Source organism: Salinispora pacifica DSM 45544, assembly GCF_000378845.1.
In the GTDB taxonomy this organism is placed as follows: domain Bacteria; phylum Actinomycetota; class Actinomycetes; order Mycobacteriales; family Micromonosporaceae; genus Micromonospora; species Micromonospora pacifica.
In genome coordinates, this window is record NZ_KB905359.1 from 1,841,074 (window position 1) to 1,859,296 (window position 18,223).

Below are 18,223 nucleotides of genomic sequence, written 5' to 3' on the forward strand. Positions count from 1 at the left end.
CAGGCCCACGCCGGCTGGCACACCGGCCGTGGGACCGCCCCACGGGTGGCTCGTCCCGGCTGCCCACCGGGGCGAGGGCCGGGTCGCCGACCGCCTACCCACCGTGACTGAACACGGGCTGCGGAGGCGGCTCACGGCCCGAGCCGCGGAGGCGGCTCACAATTCAGCCGGCTGCGTAACCTGCCAGTCGATCGCCGACCTCCGCGGTGCGGATCGGCGCACCCGGCACCCGCCCGGCCAGCTCTGCCGCCACAGCGGCGTTGATCCGGGCCGCCGGCTCGGTGTGACCGAGCTGGTCGAGCAGGAGCGCGGCGGAGAGTACCGCTGCCACCGGGTCGGCCAGACCGCGACCGGCGATGTCCGGCGCGGAGCCGTGCACCGGCTCGAACATCGACGGGTACGCGCGCTCCGGATTGATACTGCCGCTCGCCGCGAGTCCGATTCCGCCGGTGACGGCGGCGGCGATGTCGGTGAGGATGTCACCGAAGAGGTTGTCGGTGACCAGCACGTCGTACCGCTGGGGCTGGGTCACCAGGAACATCGCGGCGGCGTCAACATGCTGGTATTCGGTGGTCACGTCCGGGTGCTCGGCGGCGACGTCCGCGAAGGCACGGGCCCAGAGCGAACCGGCGTGGGTGAGCACGTTGGTCTTGTGCACGAGGGTGACCTTGCGCTGTTCCCGCCGTTCCGCCCGGTGGAACGCGTCTCGGATCACCCGCTCGACGCCGTGCCGGGTGTTCAGGCTCTCCTCGGTGGCGATCTCGGCCGCGGTACCGCGGTGCAGTGCGCCGCCCGCGCCGGCGTACAGCCCTTCGGTGCCTTCGCGGACCACCACCAGGTCGACCTCGCCGGCCTTGACGCCACCGAGAGGACTGCTCGTGCCGGCCCAGAGCCGGGCGGGGCGCAGGTTGACGTACTGGTCGAAGGCGAACCGCAGCCGCAGCAGCAGGCCCCGCTCCAGCACGCCGGGCGGGACGCTCGGGTCACCGACAGCACCCAGCAGAATGGCGTCATGCCCGGCCAGTTCCGCGAGGACCGAGTCGGGCAGCACCTCGCCGGTGCGGTGGTACCGCGCGGCGCCCAGGTCGTACTCGGTGGCCTGCACCTTCGGGAGCACCGCATCGATGACCTTGCGGGCCTGCGCGACCACCTCGGGGCCGATTCCGTCCCCAGCGACCACCGCGATCCGTGCCACGTCAGCTCCTCTGCCTCGCTCGCTCGGCTCCGACCGTACGCCCTGGTCCCGAAAATCGGTACGACTCTTCCATTATTCGAGAAAACAGATGTACAGGAGGCTTCCAGCTGACATTCATTCAGCGGTGATCTCCGTTGCCTATCCTGATCAGCAGCGGGGGCTACGGGCCATATACCAGGGCCCACACCAACACCGCGACGCAACGGGGCCGTCGGCCAGGAGGCGGGATGAGCATGAGGATCGACGAACAGCAACGCAGCCACTGGGGCGGCTCGTCGCTACTCCGCCCGCAGCCGCGCCCGGACCTTCGCCTCGGTGGCAACCAGCGGCGGGTCGGCGGAGCGGGTCCGGCAACCGGGGAACGGATCGCCGTCGCGCACACCGTCCGCACCACCATCGCCGAATACACATTGCTGTTCAATGCACCGGACTGGCTTGGCCGCCGGGGCGCCAGCACGGTGCTTCGAGACGCCGTCGCGGAGCTACGCGCGATCGACCTGGCCTACGGACCGAACCGGCCGGAGAGCCTGGTCTCCCGGTTACGGCGGGGGGAGGTCAGCCCCGAGTCGTACCCGCCGCTGACCGACCTGGTAGACCGCTGCACCGCGATGCGGGCCGCGACCGACGGCTGGTTCGACGCCTGGGCAGTGCCCGGCGGCTTCGATCCGGGAGGACTCCTCGGTGGGTGGGCAGTAGAGCAGGCCGCGGCCCGGTTGCGGGCCGGGGGCGTCCACGACTACGCCGTGCTCACCGGCGCCGACCTCGTCGTACGTGGGCACGCCGCGCACGGGGGACCGTGGCGGGTCGCCGTACACCACCCCACTAACCGGCGCCAGGAACCGCTGGTGTTGGAGATGACCGCCGGCGCGATCGGCACCTCCGGGGTGACCGGACGACGGGGGCACGTGGTGGATCCGCACACCGGGGAACCCGCCGACCAGTTCATCGCCGCCACCGTCGTCGGGCCGGACCTCGCCGTCGCCGACGCCTACGCCACCGCGCTCTACGCCGCCGGCCCGGCCGGTCTAGCCTGGTTCCACAGTGGGACGGACTACCGCGTCCTGCACGCTCACCGCCACTGATCGACGCTCCGGGGGGGCGACCTCCGGGCTCCGACCGGAGCGAGGGTCACGATCGGCCCCCACGGTCTCGGCAACCACCGTGAGGGCCGGTCAGCGACGATTGCGCGTGGCTCGCGCATCCGAGGGGTGCGGACCAACAGGGCCGGACGTCAACCTCGTCACCCGAAGACGGGCCGACATCACGGACTCAGCCAGTAACCGCATCGGTACGCTAGCGAATTGACACAACTCCACGCAAGAGGATCCACTACCGACTCTCCTGACAGGAGTATGGACTGTTCGGGGAAGGGCGACTTCGACATGGCAACCGACAACTGGCACGCTGTCCGCCGTGAGTTTCGATCTAAGCGTGTGGGCCCTGGCACCCGGGGCGACGCCCGAGGACGTACGAACAGCCGTACGGCGGTGCCGGGCAGGCCAGCACACCGATCGCCGACCTGACCCCCGGGTGGTCGGATTCTATCGGGCGATCACCGCCGCGTACCCAGAGCGACCGGACCTGGCGGACACCCCCTGGGCCTCGGCACCACCACACACCGCCAGCGATCACATCGAACTGAACCTGCATCCGACCTGCGCGGACCAGGTGCTGCTGGACATCGAGCGACTGGCCGGCGAACACCGACTGATGCTCTTCGACGTCCAGGACGGCTCGGTCTATCCACCGCCCCAGCGCAACGACGGCTGACGATCCCGGGGACCAGACCGGCACGCGGCCCGTGCCCCGGGAGCACCCCCGGGCCACGGAGGGCCCGCCGGGCAGGCCGAGCCCTCCGTGGCCCGCGATCACTCCTCCCGCAGGTCGGCGGCGCTGGCCGAGGTCGCACCGACCGAATCGGCGACCGAGGTGAGCAGATCGGCGCCGAGCGCCTGGTCAACGGTGAGGGTCATCAGCGTCTCCCCACCGGCCTCCCGGCGGGCCACCTGCATCGCGGCGATATTGACGCCGGCCTCGCCGAGCAGGGTGCCGACCGCGCCGACCACACCGGGCCGATCGGCGTAACGGAGAAAGACCAGGATGCCCTCCGCCCCGATCTCCACGTCGAAGCCGTCCACCTCGGTCAGCTTGTTGACGTCCCGGGCACCGGTGACGCTGGTGCCGGAGACGCTCACCGTCCGGCCGTCCGGCAGGGCGCCACGGATGGTGACCAGCAGCGCCTCCTCGGCCGTCTCGGGTCTGGTGACCAGCGACACCTCGACCCCACGCTCGGCCGCCAGGTGCGGCGCGTTGACGTAGGTGACCTGCTCCTCCACCACCGAGCTGAACAGCCCCTTGGTCGCCGCGAGTTTGAGCACCGAGACGTCGTTGCTGACCACCTCGCCCCGCACGTCCACGGTCACGCTCGCGGCGATCCCGCCGGCCACCGCGGTGAAGGCCCGGCCGAGCTTCTCGGCCAGCGGCAGCAGCGGCCGGACGTCCTCGGCGACGACGCCACCGGTCTGTACGTTCACCGCGTCCGGAACGAACTCACCCTGCAACGCCAGCTTCACGCTGCGGGCCACGGCGAGGCCCGCCTTGTCCTGCGCCTCGTGCGTGGAGGCGCCCAGGTGTGGGGTCGCCACCACGTTGTCGAAGGCGAACAGGGGTGATGAGGTGCAGGGCTCCTTGGCGTACACGTCAACGCCGGCCCCGCCGACCCGCCCCTCGGCGATGGCGTCTGCGAGGGCCTGCTCGTCCACGAGGCCACCCCGGGCGGCGTTGACGATCCGCACCCCGGGCTTGACGATCGCCAGCTCCTTCTCCCCGATCAGACCCACCGTCTCCGACGTCTTCGGCAGGTGGATGGAGATGAAGTCGCTCTGGCGCAGCAGCTCATCCAGGCCGACGAGGCGAACGCCGAGCTGCGCCGCCCGCGCCGGCTGGATGTAGGGGTCGTAGGCGATCAGCCGAGTACCGAACGCGGCGATGCGTTGTGCGAAGAGGACACCGATGCGCCCGAGGCCGACCACCCCGACGGTCTTGCCCTGCACCTCCACCCCGGTGTACTTCGACCGCTTCCACTCCCCCATCTTCAGCGCCGCGCTGGCGCTGGCGGTGTTCCGCGCGACCGCCAGCAGGAGGGCGACCGCCTGCTCTGCCGCGGAGACGATGTTGGAGGTGGGGGCGTTGACGACCATGACGCCGCGGGTGGTGGCCGCCGGCACCTCGACGTTGTCCAGGCCGACCCCCGCCCGGGCGACCACCTTGAGTCGTGGTGCCGCGGCGATCGCTTCGGCGTCGATTCGGGTCGCACTGCGGACGATGACCGCGTCGGCCTCGGAGAGCGCCGAGAGCAGGGCCGGGCGGTCGGTGCCATCCACATGTCGGACGTCGAAGTCGTGGGCGAGCACCTCGATGGCGGCGGGAGCGAGTTCTTCGGCGATCAGTACGACGGGATTCATTGGTCCTCTAAATGTCGTCTATAGCGGTCGGCCGGGCGGCGGGGGCAGCACTGCGCCCCGCCGGCAATCCGGCCATGGCCGTCAGGTGCGGCTACGCACCCAACAGGGATCGTAGGGGGCCAATCGGCGCTCCGGCGACCAGGGTGAGTGCCCTCACAGCGACCACCCGGCCCGGCCGGGGTGCGCACCCGCCATCGGCGCCGGGGGGCGTCCACCCCGTGTGTCCGCAGCTCCTGGGCAGCGCAACCGTCGGACGCCCGGGACCCAACGCCGGGGAGGGAGAGCGTCAGGTCACGGGCGTCCGCGGTTCCCGGAAGACCCTCGCACCAGGGCGCCCGGGAACTTCCTGGATCAGGCGGTCTCGGTGATGGGCCGGTCGACCCAGCTCATCATGGCCCGCAGCTTGCCACCGGTCTCCTCGATCGGATGCGCCGCGCCCTCCGCCCGCCACTTGGCGAAGTTGGGCCGGCCGGCCTCGTCCTCGGCAACCCACTCCCGGGCGAACTCACCAGACTGAATCTCGCCCAGGATCGTCCGCATCCGCTCCTTGACCCGGGAGTCGATGACGCGGGGACCACGGGAGAGGTCGCCGTACTCGGCCGTGTCCGAGATGCTGTACCGCATCCGAGCGATGCCGCCCTCGTACATGAGGTCCACGATGAGCTTCAGCTCGTGCAGGCACTCGAAGTAGGCCACCTCGGGGGCGTAGCCGGCCTCGGTGAGCACCTCGAAGCCGGTCTGCACCAGCGCCGCCGCGCCGCCGCAGAGCACCGCCTGCTCGCCGAAGAGATCGGTCTCGGTCTCCTCGGTGAAGGTGGTCTTGATGGCGCCGGCCCGGGTGCCGCCGATGGCCTTGGCGTACGCCAGGGCCAGGCCGAACGCGCTACCGCTGGCGTCCTGCTCGACGGCGACCAGGCAGGGCACGCCCTTGCCGTCGACGTACTGCCGACGCACCAGGTGGCCAGGACCCTTCGGGGCGATCATCGCCACGTCCACCTCGGCCGGCGGCTTGATCAACCCGTACCGGATGTTGAATCCGTGCCCGAACAGGAGCGCCTTACCCGCGGTGAGGTGCGGCGCGATCGACTCGGTGTAGAGGGTGCGCTGGGCCGTGTCCGGCGCGAGGATCATGATGATGTCGGCCTCGGCCGCCGCCTCGGCCGGGGTCTGCACCCGTAGCCCCTGCTCCTCCGCCTTCGGCCGGCTCTTCGACCCGGTGGGCAGACCGATCACCACCGCAACACCGGAGTCGCGCAGCGACAGCGCGTGGGCATGGCCCTGACTGCCGTACCCGATCACGGCGACCGTGCGGTCCTGAATCAGGCCCAGGTCGGCGTCGTCGTCGTAGAACACCTCAACGCTCATGGAACTTCCCTTTCGTACGGCCGCGCGCACGGCGGCCGATCGGAGATCTGGTGGGGTACGGATCAGGCGACCCGGAGAGCCGGGCCGGCGGTGATGGAGCGGGAACCACGGCCGATGGCGACCGTGCCGGACTGCACCATCTCCTTGATCCCGAAGGCCTCAAGGTCCCGGAGCAGGGCGACCAGCTTGTCCGGGGTGCCGGTCGCCTCGATGGTCAGCGTTTCCGGGGCGACGTCGACGACCCGGGCGCGGAACAGGTTCACCGTCTCCAGTACCTGACCGCGGGCGCTGCGGTCCGCGCGGACCTTCACCAGCAGCAGCTCCCGGGCCACCGACACCTGGGGGTCCAGCTCAACGATCTTGATTATGTTCACCAACTTGTTGAGCTGCTTGGTGACCTGCTCCAGCGGAGAGGAGTCGGCGTTGACCACGATGGTGATCCGGGAGACATCCGGGTTCTCGGTCTCCCCCACGGCGAGACTGCCAATGTTGAAACCGCGCCGGGAGAAGAGCCCGGACACCCGGGCCAGGACCCCGGGCTTGTTCTCCACGAGCACGGAGAGCGTATGCATGGTCACAGTGGTGCCTTCCTCGTCTGGTTCTCCCGACCCCTGCGGCGCCCGGTGTGGTGGGCCATGTCTACACCTCGTCCTCGTCGAAGACCGGCCGAACCCCGCGGGCGAACATGATCTCGTCGTTGCTGGTGCCGGCGGCGACCATCGGCCACACCATCGCGTCCTTGCCGACCACGAAGTCGATGACCACCGGGACGTCGTTGATGGACATCGCGGCCTCGATCGTCTGGTCGACGTCCTCCGCCGTCTCACAGCGCAGCCCGACGCAGCCGAGCGCCTCGGCGAGCTTGACGAAGTCCGGAATGCGATGCTTGTGGGTACCGAGTTCGGTGTTGGAGTAGCGCTCCCCGTAGAAGAGGGCCTGCCACTGCCGCACCATGCCGAGATTGCCGTTGTTGATCAAAGCGATCTTGACCGGGATGCCCTCCAGCGCACAGGTCGCCAGCTCCTGGCTGGTCATCTGGAAGCAGCCGTCGCCGTCGATCCCCCAGACGACCGTCTCCGGCCGACCGACCTTGGCGCCCATCGCCGCCGGCACCGCGTACCCCATGGTGCCGAGGCCGCCGGAGTTCAACCAGGTGCGGGGCTTCTCGTACGAGATGAACTGGGAAGCCCACATCTGGTGCTGGCCCACGCCCGCCACGTACACCGCCTCCGGGCCGACGATCTCGCCGAGCCGGCGAAGCACGTACTGCGGGGAGAGTGTGCCGTCGGCCGGCTCCTCGTACCCCAGCGGGTAACGCCTGCGCAGGTCCCGCAGCTGGGCCCACCAGTCGTCGAGGTCGGACCGGTGACCGGCCGACTGCTCGACGGCGACCGCGTCGACCAGTTCGTCGATGACGTGCCGGGCATCTCCCACAATCGGCACGTCCGCGTGCCGGTTCTTACCGATCTCGGCCGGGTCGATGTCGGCGTGCACCACGGCCGCGTCGGGAGCGAACGAGCCCAGCTGGCCGGTCACCCGGTCGTCGAACCTCGCCCCCAGCGCGACGATCAGATCTGCCTTCTGCAGGCCGTAGACCGCCGCGACCGTCCCATGCATGCCGGGCATGCCCAGGTGCTGCGGGTGTGAGTCGGGGAACGCCCCGAGCGCCATCAGGGTGGTGACCACCGGAATCCCGGTCAGCTCGGCGAGCTGACGCAGCCCGTCGGTCGCGCCGGCCTTGAGCACCCCGCCACCGACATAGAGCACCGGCCGGCGGGCGATGGCCATCAACCGGGCCGCCTCCCGGATCTGCTTTCCGTGCGGGTGCAGCGTCGGCCGGTAGCCGGGTAGGTCGAGCGTCGGCGGCCAGGCGAAGACGGTTGACGCCTGGAGGACGTCCTTGGGGATGTCCACCAGCACCGGGCCGGGCCGGCCGGTTGCGGCGAGGTGGAACGCCTCGGCGAGCACCCGGGGCAGTTCCTCGGCGCTCTGGACCAGGAAGTTGTGCTTGGTGATCGGCAGCGTGATGCCCTGGATGTCCGCCTCCTGGAAGGCGTCCGTCCCGATCGACGGCCGGGCGACCTGGCCGGTGATCGCCACCAGCGGCACCGAGTCCATGTACGCGTCGGCGATCGGCGTCACCAGGTTGGTCGCACCGGGCCCGGAGGTGGCGACGCAGACGCCGACCCGCCCGGTCGCCTGCGCGTACCCGGTGGCCGCGTGTCCGGCGCCCTGCTCGTGCCGGACCAGGATGTGCCGGACCGTGGAGTCGTACAACGGGTCGTACGCCGGCAGGATCGACCCGCCGGGAATGCCGAAGATGACCTCGACGCCGAGCGCTTCGAGGGAGCGCACGAGGGAGCCGGCACCGGAGACCTGGGTGGGGGCGGGAACGGGGGTGCGTACCGCCGGAACGGTCGGGGTGGCTGCCGCGCGGGGCCGGTCGGCGTCGCGCGGCTGCTCGACGGCCGCACGGGCCCGCCGGGCGGAGTTGGCGAGGGTCTCGGGTGTGGGTCTCGTCATGGCGGTTCAAGCCTTCGGCTGGAGGGTGCGGTGGGTTCTGCGGTGGAACGCCGGCGGAACGCCCGGCGGATCTGACGGCAACAAAAAAGCCCGCGTGCGGGATGCACGGGGCCAGCGCACTCTCAGTGGGAGAGCGCGCTCAGGTAAGTACTCGCAGCGACCGGTACGACGACATGGGAACAGCATGACGGATCTCAAGCAATGAGTCAACCTATCCCACATATTGGTTAACGGATCGATCGCAAACTTCCGCCCCGGGACAGTTGGCACCACCGACCGATCCCGGGGCTGACCCGGCCAGTTTCGACCCGGGCTGCTCCGGCCGGCACCAGCTACCCGACCGGGCTACTCCGGCACCGGCTGCCCGGGCCCCGGCCGAGACGGCGGCCGGCGGGGCAGCGGCGGGCCGGAGGCCAGCACGGGCGGCATCGACATGGCGACCGGCGGGGCGTGCGACGAGGTGGCCGCCACCAACATCGCCTCCAGGTGCTCGGCCGGCACCCCCCAGCCGAGGAGGGCGCCCTGGCCGAAGTGGCAGCCCGCGGCGACCACTTCGGCCAGGGCGGTCGGAGTCGTAACCCCCTCGGCGATAACCCCGAGACCCAACTGATGCCCCAGGCGCATGACAATATCGACCATCGGGGCGAATGCCGGGCCGTCGGCGTCCACCGGACGAACCGGCTCATGCCCGGCGACGAGACTGTGATCGATCTTGAGGATGTCGAGCGGAAGCCGCCGAAGCTGGCCGAGGGAGGAGTAGCCGGCGCCGAAGTCGTCCAACGCGATCCGAACCCCGGTCCGGCGCAGCGCGGTCAACCGCCGGATCAGCTCGTCCAGGTCGGTGGCGACGGCGTGCTCGGTGACCTCCAGCACCAGGCGCTGCGGCGGAACCCGATGTGCCCGCAGCGCGTCAGCGACCTGACCGACGTAGGCCGGGGCGTGCAGCTCTCGCGGCGAGACGTTGACCGACACCCACACGTCATGCCCGTCGGCGAGCCAACGGGCGAGCTGCTGGCAGGCCTGGTCCAACACCCACGCCCCCAGCTTGGCGATCATGCCGCACTCCTCGGCGAGCGGGATGAACTCATCCGGGCGGACCGCACCCAGCTCCGGATGGCGCCACCGGAGCAGCGCCTCGGCACCGACCGGGCGCACCGACGGCAGCGACGCCACCGGTTGGAACACCAGCCGCAGCTCGTCGCGCTCGATCGCCCCCCGCAGCTCGTGCTCAAGCGTGGCCCGCCGGCTCAACAGCTGGTCGTAGGCGACGTCGTACCGCTCGATCCGGTTCTTGCCGCGCTGCTTGGCGTAGCGCAGGGCCAGGTCGGCGTGGCGCAGCAGCAGGTCGACATCGGGTTGCCGGGCCCAACCGGCGATGCCGATGCTCGCCGAGAGGAAGACGGGCCCCTCGGGCAGTTCGTACGCGGCCGCCAGCGCCCCGAGGAGTCGCTCCCCCATCTGGTCGATGGTGGCCGGCGAGCCGGGCAGCAGGACGGCGAACTCGTCCCCGCCGAGCCGGGCCGCCAGCTCGCCGAAGCCCAGGGGGGCGCGTAGCCGCCGGCCCACCTCGGCCAGGACGGCGTCGCCGGCGTCGTGACCACGCACATCATTGACGTTCTTGAAGCCGTCCAGGTCGAGCAGGAGCAGGACGCACGGGGTGCCCTGCTCGGCGCAGCGGTGCAGGGCCCGCAGCAGTCCCCGCCGGTTCGCCAGGCCGGTCAGGGCGTCGGTGTGTGCCAACTCCCGGAAGTGCGCCTCCCCCTCGACCAGCCGGCGCGCGTACCGGCGGACGTCGTGCAGGGTCAGGTACTGCCGGGCGACCAGGGCGAAGACCTCGACGCTGGCAGCGGCCATGCCGCACGGTTCGAAGCGGCCATCCTGGAGCAGGTGGTACGCCGCCGCGCCCGCCATCACCAGGATCGGCAGGACGGCGTGCTCACCCTCGCGCCGCGTCGGATCGATGTCCGACTGGCAGGGACGATCGAACCCATGGAGCACCAGCGCCACGGTCAGCAGGCCGGCGACGGCCACCGTCGCGCCACCGAACGCCAACCCCGCCTCAGCCATCAGCAGCCCGGTGGCGACGCCGAGCCCACCGACGGTCGTCGCGGCGGAACCGGCGCCGAGCGCGGCGAGCCGGCGCCGCGGCGACGAGACCCGAAACACCACGACGGTGGCGAGGCCCACGATCAGCGCCGCGCTGGCGGTGGCGAGGAGGATCGGCGCACCGACCGCCGGAGCGGATCCGAGCAGACGGGTCGGCTCGGCGAGGAGCACCCAACCCACGAACCAGAGCGCGGTCGAGATGATCATCCCGTCCAGCAACAGCCGGGTGGCCACCCCGATGGTGGGGGCCATGCCGGGGAGGCGGAGCAGCCCGGCTCCGAAGAGCAGCCCGCTGGTCGCGGTGGCCAGGGCGACCACCTCGGCCCAGCCGACCGAGGGGACCGACTTGGGCTGCCCGGCAGCGGCCAGCAGTACCGCCACGCCGGCCACGACCGCGACCAGGCCGATGACCGCGGCCACGGCGAGGAGGAGAAACGCTGCGGGGCGGCGCGCCGACAACCGGCGGGCGCCGCCCGCCGCCGGGATGGCAGCCGGCTTGCGGGTGAGCCCGCTCCGCACCGCGCCGCGAAGCCGACTCGTGGGTAGCAACACAGCCCAACTCTGCCGGATGAACGCGGGGTATGGGGGGCCGGGATGCGCATCTGTTGGGACACGTCCGGCTCGGGCTCCGGTCACCCCCGCGGCGGTGCCAGACTGGTACGCATGCCTGAGCTGCGGTCGAGGACCTCCACCCACGGTCGGACGATGGCCGGCGCCCGAGCCCTGTGGCGGGCCACCGGGATGACCGACGACGACTTCGGCAAGCCGATCGTCGCCATCGCCAACAGTTTCACCCAGTTCGTTCCGGGGCATGTCCACCTCAAGGAACTCGGCGGCTTGGTGGCCGAGGCGGTAGCCGAGTCCGGCGGGGTGGGCCGGGAGTTCAACACCATCGCCGTGGACGACGGCATCGCGATGGGCCACGGCGGCATGCTCTACTCGCTGCCCAGCCGGGAACTGATCGCCGACGCGGTGGAGTACATGGTCAACGCGCACTGCGCCGACGCTCTGGTCTGCATCTCCAACTGCGACAAGATCACCCCTGGGATGCTGCTGGCCGCACTGCGGCTGAACATCCCGACCGTCTTCGTCTCCGGCGGTCCGATGGAGGCCGGGAAGACCGTCGCGATCGAGGGAGTCGTGCACTCCAAGATCGACCTGATTGACGCGATGATCGCCGCCTCCAACGAGGCGGTCACCGACGACCAACTCGACCAGATCGAACGCTCGGCCTGCCCCACCTGCGGCTCGTGCTCCGGCATGTTCACCGCCAACTCGATGAACTGCCTCACCGAGGCGATCGGCCTGGCCCTGCCCGGCAACGGGTCGACCCTGGCGACCCACGCCGCCCGCCGGTCGCTCTTCGTCGAGGCCGGCCGCACCGTCGTCGAGATCGCCAAGCGCTGGTACGACGGGGACGACGCCACGGTGCTGCCCCGCGCGGTCGCCAGCCGCGCCGCCTTCGACAACGCGGTCGCCCTCGACGTCGCGATGGGTGGCTCGACGAACACCATCCTGCACCTACTCGCCGCCGCCCGCGAGGCCGAGCTGGACTTCGGGGTGATGGACATCGACGCCATCTCCCGGCGGGTGCCCTGCCTGGCCAAGGTCGCACCGAACTCCCCCAATTACCACATGGAGGACGTCCACCGGGCGGGCGGAATCCCGGCCATCCTCGGTGAGCTGGACCGGGCCGGCCTGCTCAACCGGGAGGTCCACGCGGTGCACTCCTCTTCGCTGGAGCGCTGGCTCGCCGACTGGGACATTCGCGGCGGCACCGCGACACCGAAGGCGATCGAGCTGTTCCACGCCGCGCCGGGCGGGGTACGCACCACCGAGCCGTTCTCCACCACCAACCGCTGGTCCACGTTGGACACCGACGCGGCCGGCGGGTGCGTCCGGGACCGGGCGCACGCGTACACCGCGGACGGGGGGCTGGCCATCCTGCACGGCAACCTGGCACCGGAGGGCTGCGTGGTGAAGACCGCCGGCGTGCCCGAGGAGTGCCTGACCTTCCGCGGCCCGGCCCGGGTCTACGAGTCCCAGGACGACGCGGTCACCGCCATTCTGGCCAAGGAGGTCACCGCGGGGGACGTGGTGGTGATCCGCTACGAGGGCCCCCGGGGTGGGCCCGGAATGCAGGAGATGCTCTACCCCACCTCGTTCCTCAAGGGCCGGGGGTTGGGGCGGGCCTGCGCGCTGCTCACCGACGGCCGGTTCTCCGGCGGGACCTCCGGGTTGTCGGTCGGGCACGTCTCCCCGGAGGCCGCCGCCGGCGGGCTGATCGCCCTGGTCGAATCGGGCGACGAGATCGTCATCGACATTCCGAACCGGGCCATCGAGTTGGCCGTACCGGCCGAGGTGTTGGATGCCCGCCGGGTCGCGCAGGAGAAGCGAGACCGGCCGTACACGCCGGCGGAGCGGCAGCGCCCCGTCTCGGCGGCGCTGCGCGCGTACGCCGCCATGGCGACCTCCGCCAGCGACGGCGCCTACCGCCGCGTCCCCGAGTAGCCGGATTTCGGGGCGCGACCTCGGGGACCGCCGCCCCGAGAAGACCCGGGAACGCCAGCCGGCCCTCCGCCTACCGAGCGGACCGGGCCGGGCTGGTTGTCGGCGCGGACACAACTCACATCGGACATGGACACGATTCGGCGAGCGAGATCCGCGATTCACCGGTGGCGGCGGGTTTCTTTTCTTGCTGCTCAGTCCCCGGATCGGTTGGATTCGTGAGCCCCGTCACGGCGATTACAACAACAGCGACCAGTCTCACGACCTTCTGAATCGTCACGTCGTCCTCCTCGTCTGCCGGTCGGCAATACCGCGGCGGAGAAACCGGAATCCACCTCCGCCGCACCGATGGTTGACTCTACCGACCAATCTCCGACATTCACATAGATCTAGCCATAGACCCGTCCCAGGAATACCTTAATAAGTCTTAAATTCCAGCACTTAGCAGTTACCCGAACACTTTATGTGATGCCGTTCGGTACCGCCTTTCTGGAATAGCTTCGCGCCGCACGCAGCCGCGAACCCAGCGTCACCCGCCGGCACCCCTGTTCGACGTCAACTCCCCTGAGCCCCCTTGCGGCCGACGCCGGGCGTGCGCCGCGTCGACCACCCCGGGACGAGCGAGCAGGATCAACCGGAGCGGGCGACCACAGCAGAGCTTTGTCTGTTTTGGGCATGTTTTTCGGGTTCATGTTCATTTGATCTGTTTGTCGGTTTAGCGTCCGGGTTGGCCGCTACCGCCCGCTCGGTAGCCGAGGAACCACCCGGTCAGGCACCACCGGGCGGACGGCTCCTCGTCGTTCACGGGGGAAGGACACCGACACCGCGATGAACCAGCAGGAACACATCCAGACACCCGAACCGGACCGCCCCGGCGGGCACCGGGCGAGGTCACGGCGGCGCTGGTGGGCCGCCGGGCTGGCCGGGGTGACCGGCCTGGCCCTCACCGCCGCCGGCATCACCGTCACCCCGATCGGGGATGCGGTCGGACGCGCCATCAGCAGTAGCGACGACCGGCCCGGGAAACACCGTGGCGCCCCCTCCGCCGGAGGCGACCACCACGACGAGCGAGCCAAGGGGGGCGGGAGCGCCCACGACGGCAGGGGTAAGGACACGAAGGGCATCCCGGTCCCCTGTGACGCGGACAAGCTGATCGCCGCGATCACCCTCGCCAACGCCCGCGGCGGCGCCACCCTCAACCTCGCCAGCAAGTGCACCTACCTACTCACCGCCACCATCGACGACGCCGGCCTCCCCGACATCACCACCCCCATCACCCTCAACGGCGGCAAACACACCGTCATCGAACGCGCCGCCGCCGTCGAACAATTCAGAATCCTCACCGTCGGCACCGGCGGCGACCTCACCCTCAACCACCTCACCATCACCGGCGGACAAACCGACAGCGACGGCGGCGGCATCCTCGTCAACACCGGCGGCGCACTCACCACCAACCACAGCACCATCACCCGCAACATCGCCAACGGAAGCGGCGGGGGCATTTACAGCGCCGGCGTCACCACCGTGCGACACACCACCGTGAGTCGCAATACCGCCGTCGCCACCGGCGGCGGATTCCTCAACTCCGGGGGACGGTTGACTCTGGAGAAAGCAGTGGTCAAGGCGAACACCGCAGGCGCCGTGGGCGGTGTGGTCAGCATCGGCTCCTCCGCCGTCGTGACGATCCGGCACAGCCTGATCGCCGACAACAACTCCGGGGGAGCCGGCGGCCTACTGATCCTCAACGACGGTATCGGCACCGTCGTCGACAGCACGATCACCGGCAACCGCTCGAGTAATTTCGCTGGGATCCAGGTCGACGGACAGCTCACCCTGAAGCGGGTGAAGATCACCAACAACACCGCCTCCTCCGGGTTTGCCGGCGGCCTGTTCGTCGGCCCCGACTCCACCGCTGTGGTCGAGGATGGCCTCATCCAGGGCAACACCTCCCTCTCGAGCCTCGGCGGCGGCGTGTACAACTTCAGCGTGCTGGTGATGCGTAACACGAAGGTCATCGGCAACCAGGCCGAGGAGGGCGGCGGCATCTACAACTCCGGGGGCACGGTGACGCTGTTCAACACGCAGGTGGTGAAGAACATCGCCACGGTCGACGGCGGCGGCATCGTCAACAACGGTGGGACGGTTGACCTGAACACCGCCACCGGCACCATCGTTATCAAGAACCGGCCCAACAACTGCGTCGGCGACGTTCCCGACTGCCCAGCCTGAACCGGCACCCACGCGGGGCTCCGACCCGCCGCAGAGGCGGCGGGTCGGAGCCCCGCACTCCTGGCGATGATCGACTGTGCCGCCACCCGCGGCGCGGGGGACCGCCCCGTCCCGACACCGCTGGGGACAGGTGGGATCATCACAGGGTGAGCAGCTCCGACACCCTCCGATTCCGGCACAACCAGGCCCTGCTGGTAGCCGCGGTGGTCGCCTTCTTCGGCGCCCTGCCCCTGGCCGCCGCCCGGTGGTACCTGTTGCCGGTGCTCCTCGTACCGCTCCTCCTCGGCGGGTGGGCCTGGCGGGCCGGCACCGACGTCACCGCACAGGGGCTGTGCCTGCGGGCTCTCGCCGGCCAGCGCCGAGTCCGCTGGGAGCAGATCGTCGAGTTGGGCGCGGATCCAGCTGGCCGGGCGGTCGCTCGGCTCACCGACGGTCAGACGGTCACGCTGCCCGCCGTCCGCCGGGACGACCTACCCCGGCTCGTCGCGGTCACCGAGCGGCCCGCACCCGGCCCGGCCGACCAGTCGATTCAGTAGCCCGCCACCACCACGTTGGTCGGCTGCTCGCCCGCGGCGCAGCGGCGAATCTGATCGCCCACCAGCTGGTACGCCCGCGGGAGCAGGCCCTGTACCGAGCCCGCGACATGCGGGGTGAGTAGCACGTTCGGCATCTCCCACAACGGGTTGTCGGCGGGCAGCGGCTCGGGGTCGGTGACATCCAGTACGGCCGAGATCCGGCCGGTGCCCAGCTCGGCGACGAGCGCCTCGGTCCGCGCCACCGGCCCCCGCGCCGCATTGACCAGCAGGGCGCCATCGCGCATCGCCGCGAGGAAGGCCTCGTCAACCAGCCCGCGGGTCTGCTCGGTCAACGGCACCAGCAGCACCACCACATCCGCCTCCGGCAACAGCCGGGGCAGTTCCGCGACGGCGTGGACGCCGGGCCGCGCCGTCCGGGCCACCCGGGTGAGGCGCACCTCGAACGGGGCGAGGCGTGCCCCGAGCGCCGTGCCGATCGAGCCGGCGCCGACGATCAACACCCGCTTGCCGGCCAGTTCGTCGGTGGGCGCCACCTCGCGGTATGCCCACTCCCGACGGTCCTGTGCCCGGACCAGCGTGGGAATGGAGCGGAGGTGCGCCAGGATCGCGGCGACGACCCACTCCGAGGTGGCCTGGTCGTGCACTCCCCGGGCATCACAGAGCGTCACACCCGCCGGCATCCGGCCGACCCACGCGTCCGCACCGGCGGTCAACAGCTGCACCACTTCCAGATCCGGCAGCTCCCGCAACAGGTCGGTGGTCTCCGCCTCGGCCAGGAACGGCGGGACCCAGAACCGGACGTCGGTCACCGGGGACGGGAGCCGGTCCGGCTCCGCCACCTCCACCGTGACACCCGCCGGCAGGTCGCCGAGGAGGGACATGCCGTGCTCATGGGGGATCCACACCTTCACACCCGCCGACGATAGAGCCTCGAACCGGCCCGCCCTTTTCCGGGGCCCACACCGGCCCACCGGCCGCTACCCTGGTCCCGGTGAGCGCCCGTCCCGCGCACCCGCGCATCCACCGCTTTCGGGCTACCCTCGCGGCGTCGTGCGCGACGCTGCTGATCGTCGCCGGTTGCAGCTTCGGCGAGCCCGGGCCCGACCCGGCCGGCGAACCCCCCACCTTCCCCACCCCGACCACCTCCGACCCGGGCAGCACTGGGCCGGAGGTGGTGGCCACCGTGCTGGCGAAGGGCCTACGGGTCCCGTGGGGTATCGCGTTCCTCCCGGACGGGGGCGCGCTGGTGACCGAGCGGGACTCCGGCCGGATTCTCCAGGTCGGGCCGGAGTCCGACCCCGACGGGCTGCGGGTGACCGTGGTCCAGACCCTCACCGAGGTGACGGCGGGTGGCGAGGGCGGGCTGATGGGGATCGCCGTCTCCCCGGACTATCAGCGGGACCAGACGGTCTTCGTGTACTACACCGCCGAACGGGACAACCGCGTCGCCCGGCTCACCCTCGGCGAGCCGCCGCGCCCGATCCTGACCGGTATCCCGAAGGCGCGCACCCACAACGGCGGTGGCCTCGCCTTCGGCCCGGACGGGCAGCTCTACGTCAGCACCGGCGACGCCGGCGATCGGGAACAGGCGCAGGACGGCGACCGGCTCGGCGGAAAGATCTTGCGAATCACCACCGCCGGCGAGCCGGCACCGGACAACCCCTTCCCCGACTCGCCCGTCTGGTCCCTGGGGCACCGGAACGTGCAGGGCTTCACCTGGGCCGCCGACGGTCGGATGTACGCCGTCGAGTTCGGCCAGAACACCTGGGACGAGATCAACGAGATCGAGCCGGGCGGCAACTACGGATGGCCGGAGGTCGAAGGCCGCTCCGACGACAGTCGGTACGTCAACCCGATCGTCTGGTGGCCGCCGGCGGACGCCTCCTGCTCCGGACTCGCCCGGACCGAGCAGCTCCTCGCTACGGCCTGCCTGCGCGGACAGCGGCTCTGGCTGGTCGAGTTGACCGACACCGGAACGCTCGGCCAACCGCGCGACCTGCTCACCAACCAGTACGGCCGGTTGCGGGCAGTCGCCGCGGCACCGGACGGCTCGCTCTGGGTGAGCACCTCGAACCACGACGGGCGCGGGGCTCCGGTGGCGGAGGACGACCGGCTACTGCGCCTGGTGTTCGCGGACGGCGAAGCCGGACGAAGCTGACCGCGAGACCGGGCAGGACCAACCGCGAGACCAGGCAGAACCAACCGCGAGACCGGGCAAACCCCAGCCGCGAGACCGGGCAAACCCAGCCGCGAAGCCGGTTGGTGTCGACGGCGAGGCCAGAAAGACCGGCAGCAAA

Annotated in this window: 14 protein-coding genes; 6 read left to right on the forward strand and 8 right to left on the reverse strand. The window is 70.7% G+C overall.

Annotation, left to right across the window (positions count from 1 at the left end; genetic code table 11):
* Positions 1 to 163: 163 nt before the first annotated feature.
* Positions 164 to 1,195 carry a 3-isopropylmalate dehydrogenase gene (locus SALPAC3_RS0108365; protein ID WP_018220787.1) on the reverse strand — a complete coding sequence of 344 codons (1,032 nt, stop codon included), beginning with the start codon at positions 1,193 to 1,195 and terminating at the stop codon, positions 164 to 166.
* Between the two features lie 227 nt (positions 1,196 to 1,422).
* On the opposite strand from SALPAC3_RS0108365, the gene SALPAC3_RS0108370 reads away from it, so the two are divergent.
* Together SALPAC3_RS0108370 and SALPAC3_RS0108375 are read left to right on the forward strand one after the other, a co-directional pair.
* Complete coding sequence (locus SALPAC3_RS0108370; RefSeq protein WP_018220788.1) at positions 1,423 to 2,277, forward strand: FAD:protein FMN transferase; 855 nt, start codon at positions 1,423 to 1,425, stop codon at positions 2,275 to 2,277.
* A gap of 331 nt (positions 2,278 to 2,608) precedes the next feature.
* Complete coding sequence (locus tag SALPAC3_RS0108375) at positions 2,609 to 2,965, forward strand: hypothetical protein (RefSeq protein ID WP_232430479.1); 357 nt, start codon at positions 2,609 to 2,611, stop codon at positions 2,963 to 2,965.
* Between the two features lie 98 nt (positions 2,966 to 3,063).
* Here the strand turns inward: SALPAC3_RS0108375 and serA are convergent, their stop codons facing one another.
* The 5 genes from serA to SALPAC3_RS0108400 all read right to left on the reverse strand — a co-directional run bounded on the left by serA (position 3,064) and on the right by SALPAC3_RS0108400 (position 11,205).
* Positions 3,064 to 4,659: a phosphoglycerate dehydrogenase gene (gene serA / locus SALPAC3_RS0108380; protein ID WP_018220790.1), complete on the reverse strand. Its 1,596-nt coding sequence runs from the start codon at positions 4,657 to 4,659 to the stop codon at positions 3,064 to 3,066.
* A gap of 351 nt (positions 4,660 to 5,010) precedes the next feature.
* A complete protein-coding gene (gene ilvC / locus SALPAC3_RS0108385; RefSeq protein WP_018220791.1) occupies positions 5,011 to 6,024 on the reverse strand; it encodes a ketol-acid reductoisomerase in 1,014 nt (337 codons plus the stop codon).
* Positions 6,025 to 6,086: 62 nt separating this feature from the next.
* Complete coding sequence (gene ilvN / locus SALPAC3_RS0108390; RefSeq protein WP_018220792.1) at positions 6,087 to 6,602, reverse strand: acetolactate synthase small subunit; 516 nt, start codon at positions 6,600 to 6,602, stop codon at positions 6,087 to 6,089.
* A gap of 61 nt (positions 6,603 to 6,663) precedes the next feature.
* A complete protein-coding gene (locus SALPAC3_RS0108395) occupies positions 6,664 to 8,547 on the reverse strand; it encodes an acetolactate synthase large subunit (RefSeq protein WP_018220793.1) in 1,884 nt (627 codons plus the stop codon).
* A 345-nt stretch (positions 8,548 to 8,892) separates the two neighbouring features.
* On the reverse strand, positions 8,893 to 11,205 hold the full coding sequence (locus SALPAC3_RS0108400) for a putative bifunctional diguanylate cyclase/phosphodiesterase (RefSeq protein ID WP_026185355.1): 2,313 nt from the start codon (positions 11,203 to 11,205) through the stop codon (positions 8,893 to 8,895).
* A gap of 111 nt (positions 11,206 to 11,316) precedes the next feature.
* Here SALPAC3_RS0108400 and ilvD point away from each other — a divergent pair, with 111 nt between their 5' ends.
* A complete protein-coding gene (gene ilvD / locus SALPAC3_RS0108405; RefSeq protein WP_026185356.1) occupies positions 11,317 to 13,164 on the forward strand; it encodes a dihydroxy-acid dehydratase in 1,848 nt (615 codons plus the stop codon).
* A gap of 115 nt (positions 13,165 to 13,279) precedes the next feature.
* Here ilvD and SALPAC3_RS27900 read toward each other — a convergent pair whose 3' ends face one another.
* A complete protein-coding gene (locus SALPAC3_RS27900) occupies positions 13,280 to 13,441 on the reverse strand; it encodes a hypothetical protein (protein ID WP_155246492.1) in 162 nt (53 codons plus the stop codon).
* 548 nt (positions 13,442 to 13,989) lie between these two features.
* Here SALPAC3_RS27900 and SALPAC3_RS27905 point away from each other — a divergent pair.
* Both SALPAC3_RS27905 and SALPAC3_RS0108415 read left to right on the forward strand, forming a co-directional pair.
* Positions 13,990 to 15,390 carry a right-handed parallel beta-helix repeat-containing protein gene (locus SALPAC3_RS27905; RefSeq protein ID WP_018220796.1) on the forward strand — a complete coding sequence of 467 codons (1,401 nt, stop codon included), beginning with the start codon at positions 13,990 to 13,992 and terminating at the stop codon, positions 15,388 to 15,390.
* 146 nt (positions 15,391 to 15,536) lie between these two features.
* A complete protein-coding gene (locus SALPAC3_RS0108415; protein WP_018220797.1) occupies positions 15,537 to 15,926 on the forward strand; it encodes a PH domain-containing protein in 390 nt (129 codons plus the stop codon).
* On the opposite strand, the gene SALPAC3_RS0108420 is transcribed toward SALPAC3_RS0108415, so the two are convergent.
* Positions 15,920 to 16,837, reverse strand: a complete 918-nt coding sequence (locus SALPAC3_RS0108420) for a 2-hydroxyacid dehydrogenase (protein ID WP_026185357.1) — start codon at positions 16,835 to 16,837, stop codon at positions 15,920 to 15,922. The genes SALPAC3_RS0108415 and SALPAC3_RS0108420 overlap by 7 nt on opposite strands.
* 80 nt (positions 16,838 to 16,917) lie before the next feature.
* Here SALPAC3_RS0108420 and SALPAC3_RS0108425 point away from each other — a divergent pair, with 80 nt between their 5' ends.
* Positions 16,918 to 18,084, forward strand: a complete 1,167-nt coding sequence (locus tag SALPAC3_RS0108425) for a PQQ-dependent sugar dehydrogenase (protein WP_018220799.1) — start codon at positions 16,918 to 16,920, stop codon at positions 18,082 to 18,084.
* Positions 18,085 to 18,223 lie beyond the last annotated feature (139 nt).